Consider the following 13,778-nt stretch of genomic DNA (forward strand, 5'->3'; position numbering starts at 1 on the left):
GGATGAACGGTCATCAACCGGTATCGCGCTGGACTGTAAGTATTGCCAGCATGATCATTGCACTTTCGACAGTTGGACATGCAACAGCTCAAGAGAGTGCAAACGGGGGAACGCCGGTTGAGGCGGCACAAGCTGCAACCACAGTGCATGAATTCAACATCACCGCACAGCCGCTTGCCAGTGCGCTTAACCTTTTTGGCCGTCAGGCTGGCTTGCAGGTCAGTTTTGACAGTGCGCTTGTCAGTGGCGCACAGGCAAAAGCTGTCAGGGGAACGATGCGGTCCGATGTGGCCTTGCAGGAGCTTCTTCGTGACAGTGATGTCACCGGGCAGATCACATCAGATGGCATCGTGGTTCTGTTCCGTGACACAGATCCGCAGGCAACCATGATTGATCCGGTTGTCGTCGAGGGTGAACGTCAGGTGGTGTCGTCTGACTATGACGGTTACGTCGCCTATCGCAGCAGATCCGGGACGAAAACCGGCACTTCGATCATGCGCACGCCACAAGCGGTCAATGTAATCACAAAGGACGAAATCGAAGACAAGGGCGCGACGACTGTCACCCAGGCATTGGAATATACGCCCGGGGTCATCAGCCAATATGGCAATACGGATTTACGCCACGACTGGTTGTCCGTGCGCGGTTTCGTGCCAGGCCGTTATATGGACGGATTGCGCCTTTCATTCGGTGCGCGTGGATATGCACAGCCGAAAATCGAACCCTATGGACTGGAACAGATCGAAGTCCTCAAGGGACCTTCGTCGGTGCTGTATGGACAGAACAGCCCGGGTGGTCTTTTGAACATGCAAAGCAAAAGACCGACCGCGGAAAGCTTACGCGAAGTTTTTGTGCAGTACGGTTCCTATAATCATCGCGAAGCTGGATTTGACGTAGGCGGTGCCGCAACAGAGGATGGCACACTGCAATTCCGATTGACCGGTGTCGGGCGGATGGCTGATGCGCAAGCCGATTATGTCAGCGAGGATCGTGTCTTTATTGCACCGGCGCTGACATGGCAACCAACCGATGAGACCCGGCTGACCATTCTGACACAGTATCAGAAAATCGAAGCCGACGGCGGCGGCGCGCCGCCCGCATTACCGGCAAGTGGAACATTGTGGGACAATCCGTCATACAGTCTTGGCCCGAGCACCTATATTGGTGAACCTGATTATGACCGTTTCACGAACGAACAAATGTCGGCAGGTTACGAGTTTGAACACAAGTTCAACGACACTTGGGAGTTCAAACAGAATCTGCGCGTGGGGAATGTTGATACTTATACGCAGCGTGTTCAGGCAGGAGCGCTCGTTGGCAATAGTCTGATCCGCTATGCGTGGGCTTTCCCGGAAGAATCAACCACCGTCAATGTCGATAACCAGCTGATTTCGCGATTCAGCACAGGCGACATCAATCATACGGTATTGGGCGGTGTGGATTATCTTTGGGAGGATTCAGCCTATGACGAATCTTTCGTCAGCCCGCTGACCCAGACAACTGTCGGGTCGCTCGATCTGACCGATATTGTTTATACCGGCGATGCCACCACGCCGCCATTATCGACGACCGTCCGACAAGATCGTTATCAGGTTGGTTTCTATTTGCAGGAAGAAGCAAACATAGACAATTGGACGGTTTTGCTGGGCGGAAGATATGATCTTGCGCGGGCGACGACTGATACCACCACGGTTAGTACGGGTGTGACCAGCACGGCGAAGCAGGATGACAATGCCTTTAGTGGTCGTGCCGGACTTGTTTACGAGTTTGACAATGGTTTTGCCCCTTATGCCAGCTATGCGCAGTCCTTTACCCCGACATCAGGTTCTGATCGCAGTGGCGCGCCTTTCGATCCGACAGAAGGTGAACAGTTCGAGCTTGGCGTACGCTATCAGCCTGAAAACACCAATAGCCTGATTACCGTTTCGGCATATCAGTTGACGCAGACCAACGTTTTGACCCCCGATCCGGTTAACACCAGCTTCCGCACCCAAACAGGTGAAGTCCGTGTTCGCGGGATCGAGGTTGAAGGCAAGGCAAATCTTGATAACGGGATCGAGCTTTCAGCTTCCTATTCTTTGAGCGATAGCGAAGTAACAAAGGCCAATGCGAACAGTAGTAACGTAACAACCAAAGGCAAAGAGCAGCCTTTTATCCCCCGTCATCAGGCGGCTGCCTGGGTTGGGTATAATTTCCAGCAGGCCGATCTGGCCGGGTTGGGGATTGGCGGCGGTGTTCGCTTTATCGGATCGTCCTATGGGGATGCCAACAATCTGTATCAGGCCCCGGGTGTGACCCTGTTTGATGCAGCACTGCATTATGATCTGGGCCATAACTGGCAACAGCTTGCGGGGACCAGCCTGTCTCTGACTGCTAACAATCTGTTGGACGAGGAATATATCTCGACCTGTATTTCGGCAACCGGTTGCTATTACGGCAATGGCCGGACGGTCATGGCGACTCTGAAATACCGTTGGTGAACGCGGCTTTTCAACACGGGGCATGTGCGATTCAGCGCATGCCCCGTGTCTTTTATGATTGATACGAAAATGACTGGTTTTCCCGACGTGATTCAAGCTTTTGCCATTACATCGCGCGTCATTCTGGCAGTTTTTGGTGGTTACGCAGTCGCAGCCATGATCGCTGTTCTGTTGTCGGTTGCGTTGCCGATGCCGCGTGTTGATGCAACCCTTTTTGGCATGCTCATCAGCTTTATTGTTTGGGCGGCAGTGGCGACCGCAGTGTTTCTTGTCCGACGCACTACAGTTGCGTGGCTGATGACGCTGTTATTTGTCGCTGTCCCGGGGATTGCCTTTTATTGGCTGCAGGCAGGGGGAGATATCTAGCATGAAAGCTGGCATTCGCCAATCGGCTGCGTGGCTGCATAGTTGGGGCGGGTTGGTGCTTGGATGGTTGTGCTTTGCGATTTTTCTGACGGGAACCCTTGCATATTACCGCCCGGAAATTTCATTATGGATGCGCCCTGAACTGGCACAAACCAATCTGTTTGATCCAACCGCACTTGATCATATTGCCGATGATCTGGCACGTACCGCGCAGGATGCGCAAATGTGGCAGTTCAACCTTCCCGATGATCGTCATCGTACCATCCGGGTTTTTTATACCGATGCTGCAGGCACATATCACAGTTCCCTGCGTGATCCGGGAACAGGACAGATATTGTATCCCCGGGATACGGAGGGAGGAGATTTCTTTTACAGGTTCCACTTTGAACTAATGTTTGCCCCGACATCTGGCCGGATCGTCTCGGGAATTTGCGCAATGTTCATGCTGGTTGCCATTATCAGTGGTATCATCACGCATCGCCGGTTTTTCCGGGATTTCTTTACGTTCCGACCGGCTTCCAATCCGCAACGTTCGTGGCTTGACGGGCATAATATTCTGGGGGTTGTCGGGCTGCCGTTCCACATTCTGATCATATACAGCGGCCTTGCGACGCTGATGTTTCTATATATGCCTTGGGGGGCTTGGGTCGCCTATGGCGGAGACCGGGCGGCATTTTTCACCGAGGCTTATGACAGTGCCCCTCCGAACGAACCGGCGGGGGAACAGGCAGAAATGGTTTTGTTATCCGATAACCTTCTGCGTTTCCAAAACAGTATGGCGGATTTCACCCCGGGACGACTGGTTATCAATCATCCGGGAGATGCCAACGCAACGATACAGGTTTTTGCATCGGAAACGGGCGGGCTTTCGGTGCGACCGGGGTCAATCCTGATTGATGGCGTTAACGGAACCGAATTGTCACGCCGGTTTGAGACATCGACAGTGCGTGAAAGCTGGAATGTTATCTATGGTCTGCATCTGGGGCGGTTTGCCGATCCCGTGTTTCGGTTTGTTCTTTTCGTAATGGGATTGGGCGGGACGGCAATGGTCGGAACCGGTTTGATCCTGTGGTCGGTGAAACGTCAGCGGAATGGAGCTTTCGGTAGGGGTGGCAGAATAGTTCACGTGTTGAACGTTGCGACCTTGGCCGGGTTGCCGCTTGCCGTTGCCGTGTTCTTCACTGCGAACCGTCTGCTACCAACCGATATTGCCGGAAGGGCGGGTTATGAAGTAACCGGGTTTTACCTCGCTGTCGGTGCGGCCCTGGCATATGCGATGTTCTGTCCGGCGCGTCGGATATGGCGCGATCTTTTCGCGTTGATTGCCGGATTGTTTCTGATGTTGCCTGTGTTTGGCGGAATACTCGGTTTTCAAGGAGGAATCAGCGATCTGTCGGATGCCGACACCGTTTTCCTGTGGATGGACATTTCCATGTTGATTGCTGCGGGAGCGTCTGGCGCGCTGGCATGGCGGCTTCATGTGAAGGGTAACAGGGCAAGTTACAGATGATGTTTCTGATCAGCTTTCTTTGGGCCTCAGCAGGGATGGGGACGTTGTGCCTGGCAATGGACCGTCATGCAAAGCAGGCAGGATATTTCCCGGCAAAAGCAGGGGCGGGTGGCATGCGATTGTTTGGCACGATGTGTCTTGCCGGTGCATTATATCTGACTATTACTGATCTGGGGATTGGTATGGGGACAGCTTTATGGGGCTGTCAGGTCAGCCTTGCCGGTTGGCTGATCGCGATTATTTTACCTTATCGTGCCAAATGGGTCCCCGGTATAGTTGCAGGGAGCGCCATAGTAGCAATGGCAGGGATCCTGATTTACATTGTGGCAGGATGGGCGCCGCAGATCGGTTAGGTTTATAATCTGCGGCGCCGATTGATCCCTATTTCTTTGGCAGATATTCCGCAACCAGCATTTCGGCGATCTGGACCGCGTTAAGGGCGGCCCCTTTGCGCAGGTTGTCACCAACACACCAAAGCGAAAGCCCGTTTTCAACCGTCGGGTCCTTGCGCACGCGCGAAACGAAAACATTGTCTTCGCCCTGGACTTCCTGCGGCGTGACATATCCCTCGTCCTGGCGGTAATCCACCACGGAAACACCGGGGAAAGCTTTCATTGCCTTGCGGGCTTCTTCGACGGTGACTGGCTGTTCGAATTCGATATTGATGGCTTCGGCATGACCGACAAAGACCGGCACCCGCACGCAGGTCGCATGGACCGCGATATCCGGATCAAGGATTTTGCGGGTTTCGGCGGTCATTTTCCATTCTTCGCGGGTAGCACCATCATCCATGAATTCGTCGATATGCGGGATGACGTTAAAGGCGATCTGTTTGGTGAACTGTTCTTTGACCGGCAGATCGTTGACGTAAATGCCTTTGGTCTGATTGAACAGTTCATCCATCGCCAACCGACCGGCACCGGAAACCGACTGATAGGTTGCAACGACAACGCGTTTGATCGGTTGCAGGTCATGCAGGGGTTTAAGCGCCATGACCATCTGAATGGTCGAGCAGTTCGGATTGGCGATGATGTTTTTCTTGGCGTAACCGGCCAGCGCGGCACCATTTACCTCTGGCACGACCAGCGGTACACCGGGCTCCATCCGCCAGTAGCTGGAATTGTCGATGACAACGCAACCCGCAGCAGCAGCCTTGGGCGCAAGCGTTTTGGCCGTTGTACCACCGGCAGAGAACAGCGCGATATCGACCTTGGAAAAATCGAAGGTCGCGGCATCTACGACCTTGATTTCCTTGTCACCGTAATCCAGTTCGCGGCCAACCGAACGCGAGGAGGCGAGTGCGAAAATTTCATCGGCCGGAAATTGGCGTTCTTCAAGCGTATTGAGCATCTCGCGCCCGACATTTCCGGTCGCGCCGACAACGGCGATTTTATAGCCCATCAGGAGCCTCTTTCAGTCTTTCTGGCATTGCTTATACGCGTTGCCCCTCTTTGGTATGGGGCGTCGTGATTTGCATATGCCTGTGGATAATCGTCTGTACAGTATGGGGCGAGATGTAAGGTTTTATCGAGTACCACGCAAGGAGTTCGTTGGCTTTTACCTCTTGAGATTGCAAAAAATTCTGGCAGAATTACCCACGGGGTTCGAGTACCGAACCCTAAATCAGAATCGTTCGGCCCCGGCTTTGAGTTTTCTGTTTTCAATGTCTGTGGGTAAGTTGCCTGCGACTGTGCTGTTTCCGCATTTCCTCCTTCGAACGATTGACCAGACGATCCTGATTTAGGGTCCGGTGCTTATGTGAAATCCGGAAACGGGTTTTATGTGGGGCGATGGCATTTCCGGCTTAAAAAGGACGGCAGATGACGTACCCGATGACATTGGACTGGACACAGAAAAAGGTTCTCGATTTTTTCCGGGAACATGTCACGCGCGGAACACTGGTATTCCGGGCGGACGATAGACACGAGATTGTTCTGGGTGATGGCAGCGATCCCAGGGCAACAATGACTGTACCGAACTGGACCGACACATTGAAAATGGCGCTAAGTCCCGACCCGGGATTTGGTGAAGCCTATATGCGTGGCGGTTTTGACGTTGTTTCAGGCGAGATGGAAGATCTGATCAGGGTCTTGCGGCTTAATTTCGAAGGCGGCCATTCAGCAAACGGATTTGGCCTGTTTATCGAAAAGCTGCAATCGCTTAAATTCCAGATCGCGCAATTTACCTCGGTCAAGGCCGCGTCCCGGCGCGTGCGCCATCATTATGATATCGGCAATGACCTTTATACCCGTTTCCTTGATCCGGAAATGCAGTATTCCTGCGCCTTCTGGGACGATGGTGCCCAGACGCTGGAAGAGGCGCAGAACCGCAAAATGACTTTGACCACCCAGCGGCTGAAGATTGACCAGCCGGGCCTTCGGGTGGTTGATGTCGGGTGCGGCTGGGGCGGGTTGAGCCGCTTTATCCGGCGGACCACCGGGGCGGAGGTGCACGGTATTACGCTTTCGACCGAGCAATATAACTGGGCGCTGGAACGCAAAGAGGAACTGCCCGATAACTTCCACGAAGGTCTTGGATATCATCTTCTGGATTACCGGCTGTTTGCCGATGCGAATGAAGGGAAATACGACCGGGTTGTTTCGGTTGGCATGTTTGAACATGTCGGGCGGCCACAGTTCAAAACCTATTTCGAGAAGGTCGGCAAATTGCTGAAAGCCGGGGGGCGGGCGGTGATCCATACGATCATCAAGCCGCGCCCGGAATTCACATCGCCGTGGATTGATCGCTATATTTTCCCCGGTGGTTATATTCCGGCGGTGCATGAAGTGATCGAGGCCGCGGAAAACGCCGACCTTAAAGTCGAAGCATCGCATTTCCATGCCGGACTGAACTATGCCCGAACTTTGGTTGCGTGGCGCGACCGGTTCCGCGAGATTGCCGATCAGCTTGACCCGGAAAAATACGACACCGAATTCAAACGGATGTGGGAGTTTTATCTGGCGGGCTGCATCAATGCCTTTGACGAGCGTGAAGGCGGTGGCGGGATGCGGGTCGGGCAGTTTGTTTTCACCAAACCCGGTTATCGTTTTACGTAAAAACGCATCGGTCGGACTGTCGTTTTGCGGCAGTCCGACCCATATAGAATTATTAACGGGCCAAAGAGCCCGGACAGCGTGAACCGTGAAACAACCGGCACGGTGTAGAACGCGACCAACCGGTTGTTCCTTCGGGAGGAAACAACATGCAGAACATGACACACCGGGAAACCCCGGGCGCACGTGCATATTCCACCCAGATCACCCATCGTACCGGCCCCCATATCGGCCGCGTTGAGGACTATGTCCGGGCGCTTCAATCCATTGATATGTCAAGTTGCGAACGCGACATGCTGCGTGCCCATGCCAAGGCACCGGGGCGCGAAATTACCGGTAATCAACTGGCAAATACGATTGGTCATTTCGGGTCCCGGATCGGGAACAGGAAATACGGCAAACTGGCGCAAAAAATCGCCCTCGCGGCCGAATTGCCGATGTGCAAATCCGATGTCAGCGATTATCTGGCGGCGGTCTTTACGCTGGCAGATGGTGAACAGCAAAATAGCGAAGACTGGCATTGGGTCATGCATGACGAGGTGGTCGAGGCGCTTAAAAAGGCGCGGATCGTCTAGTTTTTGTGGGCGGCCAAAGTTTTGTCCATGTGTGTAACACGGGGCTAAGCTGTCTCGTCCTGATTGCAAAGGGGGATTTTCCCCGGTTTGCAACAAGGACGAAACATGATGAGCCGTTTTGACTTTCCGAAATCCAGCCCTAAACTTTTCGAAGCCATGCTTGGACTGGCTGGCAAGCTTGACGACAACCCGAGAATCCCGCGTGTTTTGCGCGATCTGGTGGAATGCCGGGTGTCGCAGATCAATGGATGTTCGCATTGCCTGCGCATGCATGCCAAAAGCCATGCCGATCACGGTGGGGACGCCATCAAGGTGACCATGCTGGCGGTCTGGCGCGCGGCCAAGGGATATGACGAGGCCGAACGTGCCGCACTTGATTGGGCCGAATGCCTGACCGACGCGGTTGATCAGGACCGCATTTCGCAAAGCTATCGCAATCTTGTCGATCATTTCGAAGCAGACGCCATTTCCGAACTGACTTGCATCATTTCAACGATGAATGCATGGAACCGTCTTGGTATTGCGCAGCATGAGCTTGCCTGATCGCAATCCCCCATCCGATAGGCCCTTTGCTTCAACGGACCTATCGGGCAGGATGACAACCCAATCGGCGATACGGGCCTGTCCCGTATCGCTTCATGTGTTTGACAGGGATCGCATGGCAGATCAGGTTTTCGAAACCCATCGCGGGCGGCTGCATGCCCTGGCCTATCGTATGCTGGGCAGCCATGCCGATGCCGAAGATGCCGTGCAGGATGTCTGGTTACGCTGGCGGGCGGCGGCAAAGGATGACATCCGCGATGCGACCGGCTGGCTGGTGCGGGTCTGCAGCAATATCTGCCTTGATGTTCTGAAATCGGCACGTCGAAGGCGTGAACATTATGTTGGGCAATGGTTGCCCGAACCCTGGGTGCCGCCAGTTTTTCCTGAAGCGGAAAACAACCTGATCGAACGGGATGGTCTGGGGCAGGCCTATGTCATGATGCTGGAACGGTTGGGGCCGGTTGAACGGGTGGCACTTGTTCTGCACGACGTTTTTGACTGGTCACACGAAGATATCGCCCCGGTGATCGAGCGGACCGAAAACAATACCCGCCAGATCCTGTTTCGCGCACGCCGCAAGGTGAACCGCGAAGACGACCGTGATCCAACCCCCGTTCCAGACAGCGAGACCGCAAACAGGGAACAGGTCACAGCCTTTGTCGATGCCCTGATCCACGGTGATCTGAACGCGTTGATCGGGCAACTGGCCCCGAACGTGATCATGCATTCCGATGGCGGAGGCAAGGCAAGTGCGGCGGTTAATCCGATATTCGGTGCAGATAAGGTTGCGCGGTTCTTTGTCGGTATCTGGCGCAAGAATCCGGTGCACGACATTGAATTCAGGGCCGTTGACGGGCGGGAATACTGGGTGCTTGTGCGTGAAGGCGACCGGGTGGCGACCGCCATCAGTATGGCCATGCACCAAAACGCAATAACGGATGTTTTCATCCACCGAAACCCCGACAAACTGGCGCGCTTCGATGAACTTGGATCGCGAACATGATAAAGGGCCGGATCATTACGATCCGGCCCGTTAATTTTTATTCTGCGGCTGTCATTGGCCGTTGGCGGTGATACGAAGGCCCAGCATTTGCGCCCCCATCTGCGGGAACATCAGGCCACCGGCCGCCATGCCCATCGCAACCGGTTCCTGCGGTGCCAGTTCGATCAGCAAGTGGCGCGGATCATCAACCCATGCCAGCAATTCGCCGAACGCATCATAAAGCGTTGCGTCATCGGCAAATTGTTCCTGCGCCTGCATCAGGTTCATGGTGACCAGCATTTTCATGTCTTCGGCGGTGTTGCCATTAAGCAGGGAGGCAACGCCCAGGGCAAAAGGCAACATTTTCTCACCTGAAATTTCAAGGCGTGCACCGCGGAAGGCCGCGTCGACCGTCAGGGCCTGTTCGAGTGCCGCGTCATCGCCGATCCGGGTTTTCAGAAGACCGGTCATGACGTCATCGTTGATCCCGGTGACCGTGACCGAAAGGCCGATCTGGCCGATATCGCGCAGGGCAACCTTGTCGATGCTGTAAACAAAATCGCCAGCCGTCTCATCCCAGATAATGCTGTTGGAGACATCCAGCACAAGATCATCGAAGCTGTTGATACCAAGGTAGATTGCGGTATCGTTGCCACCGGTAATGCTGTCATCAAGGGTGGCATGCAGCCCTTCGAGGGTGCTGTTGTTGATTTTGACAAATGTCAGTGCGCTGTTTTCAGGGGTGAAAGGCTTTTCAAGGGTGCTTTTGAAGCTGTCGAGCCGGATTTCGACCTTTTCACCGTCCGGCGCGCCCGAGAATGAGAGGCCATTCATGGAAAACGCACCGTAAAGCGCCTGACTGAGCGGCAGGTTCATCTGACCCAGTGTGAAATCTTCGAACTGGTCGATATGTTGACCAACCATTTCATCGGCAACGTCGTAAATTTCGCCAAAGCCGGTAATTGCCATTAAATCCAGATCGGTGACGGAAAGTCCGTCCAGACCGAAATTGGCGGGGCCGTCCGGGGTTTTCTGCGTGATGTGGCTTCCGGTGATGTCGATCCCGGCAAGCCTGCCATCACGCATGTCGCGCAATGTGACATTATCGAGCGCGATTTCGACTTCCTCGTCGGAAATTACCGGATTTTTGACGATGATTGTCTGGAAGGAGGTGTTTTCGACCATCTTCCTGGCGTCCGCCATGCTGAGTCTTGTATCAAGATCAATCATGTCACCCGTCAGATCGACGCGGAAATCAGCAAGTGAGATTTCGCCAATGGCAAGCCTGGCAGGATTGTCTGGCTGCTGCATCGACAGACCGGTCAGCGTGCCGGATTTGATCACCCGGGATTCCAGACCCGACAGGGCAATTGCATCAACCGACATTTCCAGGCCTGCGTCATCGGCAAACGACAAGGTGGTGGCCGAAATATCGTCACAGATGGCGAAATCGCGGGCAATGTCGGGATCGAAACTGGCGATCAGATCGGCCGGTCCGGCACAGCCGGCAAAGGTCATATTGTCGATGTTGCTGGTGATTTTTGTTTCCTGATCATCCATTTTCCAGCCGGTAATTTTCAGGGCATCGATATTGGCCGAACCGGCATTTTCTGCCAGCAGGTGATCAATATTGATGCGGCGGATGTTGCCATCCGAAATGGTCAGGTTTTGCAGATCAGCACGACCGGTGGTGATGTCGAAATTGCGCGAAGCCAGATCCATCGCAAGATCGCCAAGTTCCGCCTTCGGGGTGGTGATGCCATAGGCATCATGGGCAATTGCCAGTTCTTCGAGATCGGCCTGACCGGCAATGCCGTTGCCAAACGGGTTTGCCCCGATCAGGGTCAGCCAGTTGACCTGCTTGAGATGCATTGATCCGATGGTGTAGGTCACACCGTTAGGATCGATCAGTTTGACGTTCTTGGCGGCCAATGTGCGGCCCAGAAGCGACATTTCGAAATCGGAAAATTCACCGCGAAGGTCTGAGTCCGGGCTGCTGAGGATCGTGCGGAACCGGTTTTCGAGATAGGCCGGTGCCTTGTAGTGAAGACCGGCACCCGCGGCCGCCAGAACGGCAAGGCCACCGACAAGAAGAACTGTTTTTTTGCTCATGTTATCCAGCTTTTATTATGTTTCTGCACGTATTGGATGCAGACAGTAGTTGCCTGGGCAACATCTTTGTTGTCGCGCAACAAGTCAAGGAAACGTGCTTATGGCAAAGGCCGGATCATTGACCCGGCCTTTGTTTTTTTGAAGCGTGATCGGAAAGATCAGGCGATCTTGTCAAGTTCGTTGATCAGGGATTCGCCCATGACGGTGGTCGAAACCTTTGCCATGCCCGGCTGCATGATATCAGCGGTGCGAAGCCCGCCTTTCAGAACGTTCTGAACAGCGGTTTCGATCATGGTTGCATCATCGCCCATGTCGAACGAGTAACGCAGCATCATGGCGAAGGACAGGATGGTTGCCAGCGGGTTTGCGATGTCCTGACCGGCGATGTCCGGGGCGGAGCCGTGCACCGGCTCGTAAAGCGCCTTGCGGGCACCGCTTGCATCGGCAGCACCCAGCGATGCGGACGGTAGCATGCCAAGCGATCCGGTCAGCATGGCGGCACAATCGGAAAGGATGTCGCCAAACATGTTGGTGGTGACCATCACGTCGAACTGTTTCGGGTTACGGACCAGCTGCATGGATGCGTTATCGACATACATGTGGCTGACCTCGACTTCCGGGAAGTCCTTGGCAACGCGTTCAACAACTTCGCGCCACAGGACGGTCGATTCCAGAACGTTGGCCTTATCGACCGAACACAGGCGTTTGTTGCGTTTCATGGCCATGTCAAAGGCGACACGGGCAATACGTTCAACTTCCGGCTCGGAATAAACCAGCGTGTTGAAGCCAAAACGCACACCGTCGCGTTCTTCGATGCCGCGCGGCTGACCGAAATAGATGCCGCCGGTCAATTCGCGCAGGATCATGATATCCAGACCCTTGACGATTTCTTCCTTCAGGGTCGAGGCACCGACAAGCGCATCAAACACCAGGGCCGGACGGAGGTTGGCAAACAGGCCCATTTCCTTGCGGATTTTAAGCAACCCGCGTTCCGGTTTGATATCGAAGGGAAGATTGTCCCATTTCGGGCCACCGACAGCACCAAGCAGAACCGCATCGGCCGCCATGGCATCGGCAAGCGTTTCGTCGGTCAGCGGGTTGTTGTGCGCATCAATTGATGCGCCGCCGATCAGACCTTCGGTGATTTCGAAATTGACGTTACGCTTTTTGGCCATCCAGTCCATGACGCGCTGAACCTGGCGCATGACTTCGGGGCCAATGCCGTCGCCGGGCAGCATCAGAACTTTTTTGGTGGTGCTCATCAAACAATCCTTCCCAGATATTATCGGGGTCGTTCACCCCGTATCGACAAAAAGGGCGGCAGACCGATCTGGACTGCCGCCACTTTGAATTACAGCGACAGCCAGGGCTGCGACGCAGCGCGCTTGGCTTCGAAATCGTTGATCGCGTCGCCCTTTTGCAGGGTCAGGCCAATGTCATCGAGGCCGTTCAACAGGCAATGTTTGCGGAACGGTTCGACATCAAACGTGATGCAACCGCCATCCGGACCATGGATTTCCTGTTTTTCAAGATCAATGGTGATGGTGGCGTTTTCGCCGCGTTCGGCATCATCCATCAGCTTGTCGACATCTTCCTGTGGCAGACGGATCGGCAGAATGCCGTTCTTGAAGCAGTTGTTATAGAAAATGTCGGCAAAGCTTGGCGCGATGATGCAGCGAATGCCGAAATCAAGCAGCGACCACGGCGCATGTTCGCGCGATGAACCACAGCCGAAGTTGTCGCCTGATACGATGATCTTGGCATTGCGATAGGCCGGTTTGTTCAGGACGAAATCCGGGATTTCGTTGCCCTTGTCGTCATAGCGCATTTCATCAAACAGGTTCTTGCCAAGGCCCGAACGTTTGATGGTTTTAAGGAACTGTTTCGGGATGATCATGTCGGTATCGACATTGATCATCGGCAGCGGTGCTGCCACACCGGTGAGGGTCGTGAACTTATCCATTAATCTTATCCCTTGCTTCCAGTTTCCCAGGCAAGACCGAGGGCCTCGATCAGTTCCTCGGTTGCGTCGATATCCTTCGCAACGAATTCGGGCAGGTTGATCCCGGTCAGCTGCGGGAGCAGCTGTTCAAGGATCGGTGCCCGGCCGCAGCGCGCTGCGCCGTCACGGAAACTGATGAATGCTCGTTCTGCCAT

Annotated in this window: 13 protein-coding genes; 8 read left to right on the plus strand and 5 right to left on the minus strand. The window is 54.4% G+C overall.

The window, feature by feature from the left end:
* Window positions 1-2: 2 nt before the first annotated feature.
* The 4 genes from P8T57_RS11085 to P8T57_RS11100 are packed head-to-tail and all read left to right on the plus strand — an operon-like array spanning window position 3 to window position 4,709.
* On the plus strand, window positions 3-2,480 hold the full coding sequence (locus P8T57_RS11085; RefSeq protein ID WP_233421826.1) for a TonB-dependent siderophore receptor: 2,478 nt from the start codon (window positions 3-5) through the stop codon (window positions 2,478-2,480).
* A 54-nt stretch (window positions 2,481-2,534) separates the two neighbouring features.
* Entirely contained in the window at window positions 2,535-2,846 is a 312-nt protein-coding gene (locus tag P8T57_RS11090; RefSeq protein WP_202965954.1) for a DUF3649 domain-containing protein, read from the plus strand.
* A gap of 1 nt (window position 2,847) precedes the next feature.
* On the plus strand, window positions 2,848-4,356 hold the full coding sequence (locus tag P8T57_RS11095; RefSeq protein WP_341363125.1) for a PepSY-associated TM helix domain-containing protein: 1,509 nt from the start codon (window positions 2,848-2,850) through the stop codon (window positions 4,354-4,356).
* Complete coding sequence (locus tag P8T57_RS11100; RefSeq protein WP_247794201.1) at window positions 4,353-4,709, plus strand: DUF3325 domain-containing protein; 357 nt, start codon at window positions 4,353-4,355, stop codon at window positions 4,707-4,709. Before P8T57_RS11095 ends, P8T57_RS11100 begins: the two co-directional genes overlap by 4 nt.
* A gap of 28 nt (window positions 4,710-4,737) precedes the next feature.
* On the opposite strand, the gene P8T57_RS11105 is transcribed toward P8T57_RS11100, so the two are convergent.
* A complete protein-coding gene (locus tag P8T57_RS11105) occupies window positions 4,738-5,757 on the minus strand; it encodes an aspartate-semialdehyde dehydrogenase (RefSeq protein WP_037990495.1) in 1,020 nt (339 codons plus the stop codon).
* Window positions 5,758-6,176: 419 nt separating this feature from the next.
* Between P8T57_RS11105 and P8T57_RS11110 the strand changes: the two genes are divergently transcribed.
* The 4 genes from P8T57_RS11110 to sigJ all read left to right on the plus strand — a co-directional run bounded on the left by P8T57_RS11110 (window position 6,177) and on the right by sigJ (window position 9,530).
* Window positions 6,177-7,412 carry a cyclopropane-fatty-acyl-phospholipid synthase family protein gene (locus P8T57_RS11110; RefSeq protein WP_240478823.1) on the plus strand — a complete coding sequence of 412 codons (1,236 nt, stop codon included), beginning with the start codon at window positions 6,177-6,179 and terminating at the stop codon, window positions 7,410-7,412.
* Window positions 7,413-7,558: 146 nt separating this feature from the next.
* Window positions 7,559-7,984, plus strand: coding sequence for a hypothetical protein (locus P8T57_RS11115; RefSeq protein WP_341363126.1), 426 nt, complete (start codon window positions 7,559-7,561; stop codon window positions 7,982-7,984).
* Between the two features lie 105 nt (window positions 7,985-8,089).
* Window positions 8,090-8,527, plus strand: a complete 438-nt coding sequence (locus P8T57_RS11120; protein ID WP_247643602.1) for a carboxymuconolactone decarboxylase family protein — start codon at window positions 8,090-8,092, stop codon at window positions 8,525-8,527.
* 52 nt (window positions 8,528-8,579) lie between these two features.
* The gene (gene sigJ, locus P8T57_RS11125) at window positions 8,580-9,530 is read left to right on the plus strand and encodes an RNA polymerase sigma factor SigJ (RefSeq protein WP_341363127.1); all 951 of its coding nucleotides are present in this window, start codon (window positions 8,580-8,582) and stop codon (window positions 9,528-9,530) included.
* A gap of 51 nt (window positions 9,531-9,581) precedes the next feature.
* On the opposite strand, the gene P8T57_RS11130 is transcribed toward sigJ, so the two are convergent.
* The 4 genes from P8T57_RS11130 to P8T57_RS11145 form a co-directional block, all read right to left on the minus strand.
* Complete coding sequence (locus tag P8T57_RS11130; RefSeq protein WP_341363128.1) at window positions 9,582-11,621, minus strand: hypothetical protein; 2,040 nt, start codon at window positions 11,619-11,621, stop codon at window positions 9,582-9,584.
* 158 nt (window positions 11,622-11,779) lie between these two features.
* Window positions 11,780-12,883: a 3-isopropylmalate dehydrogenase gene (gene leuB, locus P8T57_RS11135; RefSeq protein WP_071240876.1), complete on the minus strand. Its 1,104-nt coding sequence runs from the start codon at window positions 12,881-12,883 to the stop codon at window positions 11,780-11,782.
* Window positions 12,884-12,972: 89 nt separating this feature from the next.
* A complete protein-coding gene (gene leuD / locus P8T57_RS11140) occupies window positions 12,973-13,584 on the minus strand; it encodes a 3-isopropylmalate dehydratase small subunit (RefSeq protein ID WP_007089130.1) in 612 nt (203 codons plus the stop codon).
* Window positions 13,585-13,589: 5 nt separating this feature from the next.
* Window positions 13,590-13,778: a hypothetical protein gene (locus P8T57_RS11145; RefSeq protein ID WP_007089129.1), complete on the minus strand. Its 189-nt coding sequence runs from the start codon at window positions 13,776-13,778 to the stop codon at window positions 13,590-13,592.

This window comes from Thalassospira sp. SN3W, from assembly GCF_038070535.1.
Lineage (GTDB): Bacteria > Pseudomonadota > Alphaproteobacteria > Rhodospirillales > Thalassospiraceae > Thalassospira > Thalassospira xiamenensis.

What these genes read in the sequence shown, in the direction of transcription:
- P8T57_RS11085 (WP_233421826.1), top strand. Translation starts at nt 3, where the DNA reads ATGAACGGTCATCAACCGGTATCGCGCTGGACTGTAAGTATTGCCAGC.
- P8T57_RS11090 (WP_202965954.1), top strand. Translation starts at nt 2,535, where the DNA reads ATGATTGATACGAAAATGACTGGTTTTCCCGACGTGATTCAAGCTTTT.
- P8T57_RS11095 (WP_341363125.1), top strand. Translation starts at nt 2,848, where the DNA reads ATGAAAGCTGGCATTCGCCAATCGGCTGCGTGGCTGCATAGTTGGGGC.
- P8T57_RS11100 (WP_247794201.1), top strand. Translation starts at nt 4,353, where the DNA reads ATGATGTTTCTGATCAGCTTTCTTTGGGCCTCAGCAGGGATGGGGACG.
- P8T57_RS11105 (WP_037990495.1), bottom strand. Translation starts at nt 5,757, where the DNA reads ATGGGCTATAAAATCGCCGTTGTCGGCGCGACCGGAAATGTCGGGCGC.
- P8T57_RS11110 (WP_240478823.1), top strand. Translation starts at nt 6,177, where the DNA reads ATGACGTACCCGATGACATTGGACTGGACACAGAAAAAGGTTCTCGAT.
- P8T57_RS11115 (WP_341363126.1), top strand. Translation starts at nt 7,559, where the DNA reads ATGCAGAACATGACACACCGGGAAACCCCGGGCGCACGTGCATATTCC.
- P8T57_RS11120 (WP_247643602.1), top strand. Translation starts at nt 8,090, where the DNA reads ATGATGAGCCGTTTTGACTTTCCGAAATCCAGCCCTAAACTTTTCGAA.
- sigJ (WP_341363127.1), top strand. Translation starts at nt 8,580, where the DNA reads ATGACAACCCAATCGGCGATACGGGCCTGTCCCGTATCGCTTCATGTG.
- P8T57_RS11130 (WP_341363128.1), bottom strand. Translation starts at nt 11,621, where the DNA reads ATGAGCAAAAAAACAGTTCTTCTTGTCGGTGGCCTTGCCGTTCTGGCG.
- leuB (WP_071240876.1), bottom strand. Translation starts at nt 12,883, where the DNA reads ATGAGCACCACCAAAAAAGTTCTGATGCTGCCCGGCGACGGCATTGGC.
- leuD (WP_007089130.1), bottom strand. Translation starts at nt 13,584, where the DNA reads ATGGATAAGTTCACGACCCTCACCGGTGTGGCAGCACCGCTGCCGATG.
- P8T57_RS11145 (WP_007089129.1), bottom strand. Translation starts at nt 13,778, where the DNA reads ATGGCAGAACGAGCATTCATCAGTTTCCGTGACGGCGCAGCGCGCTGC.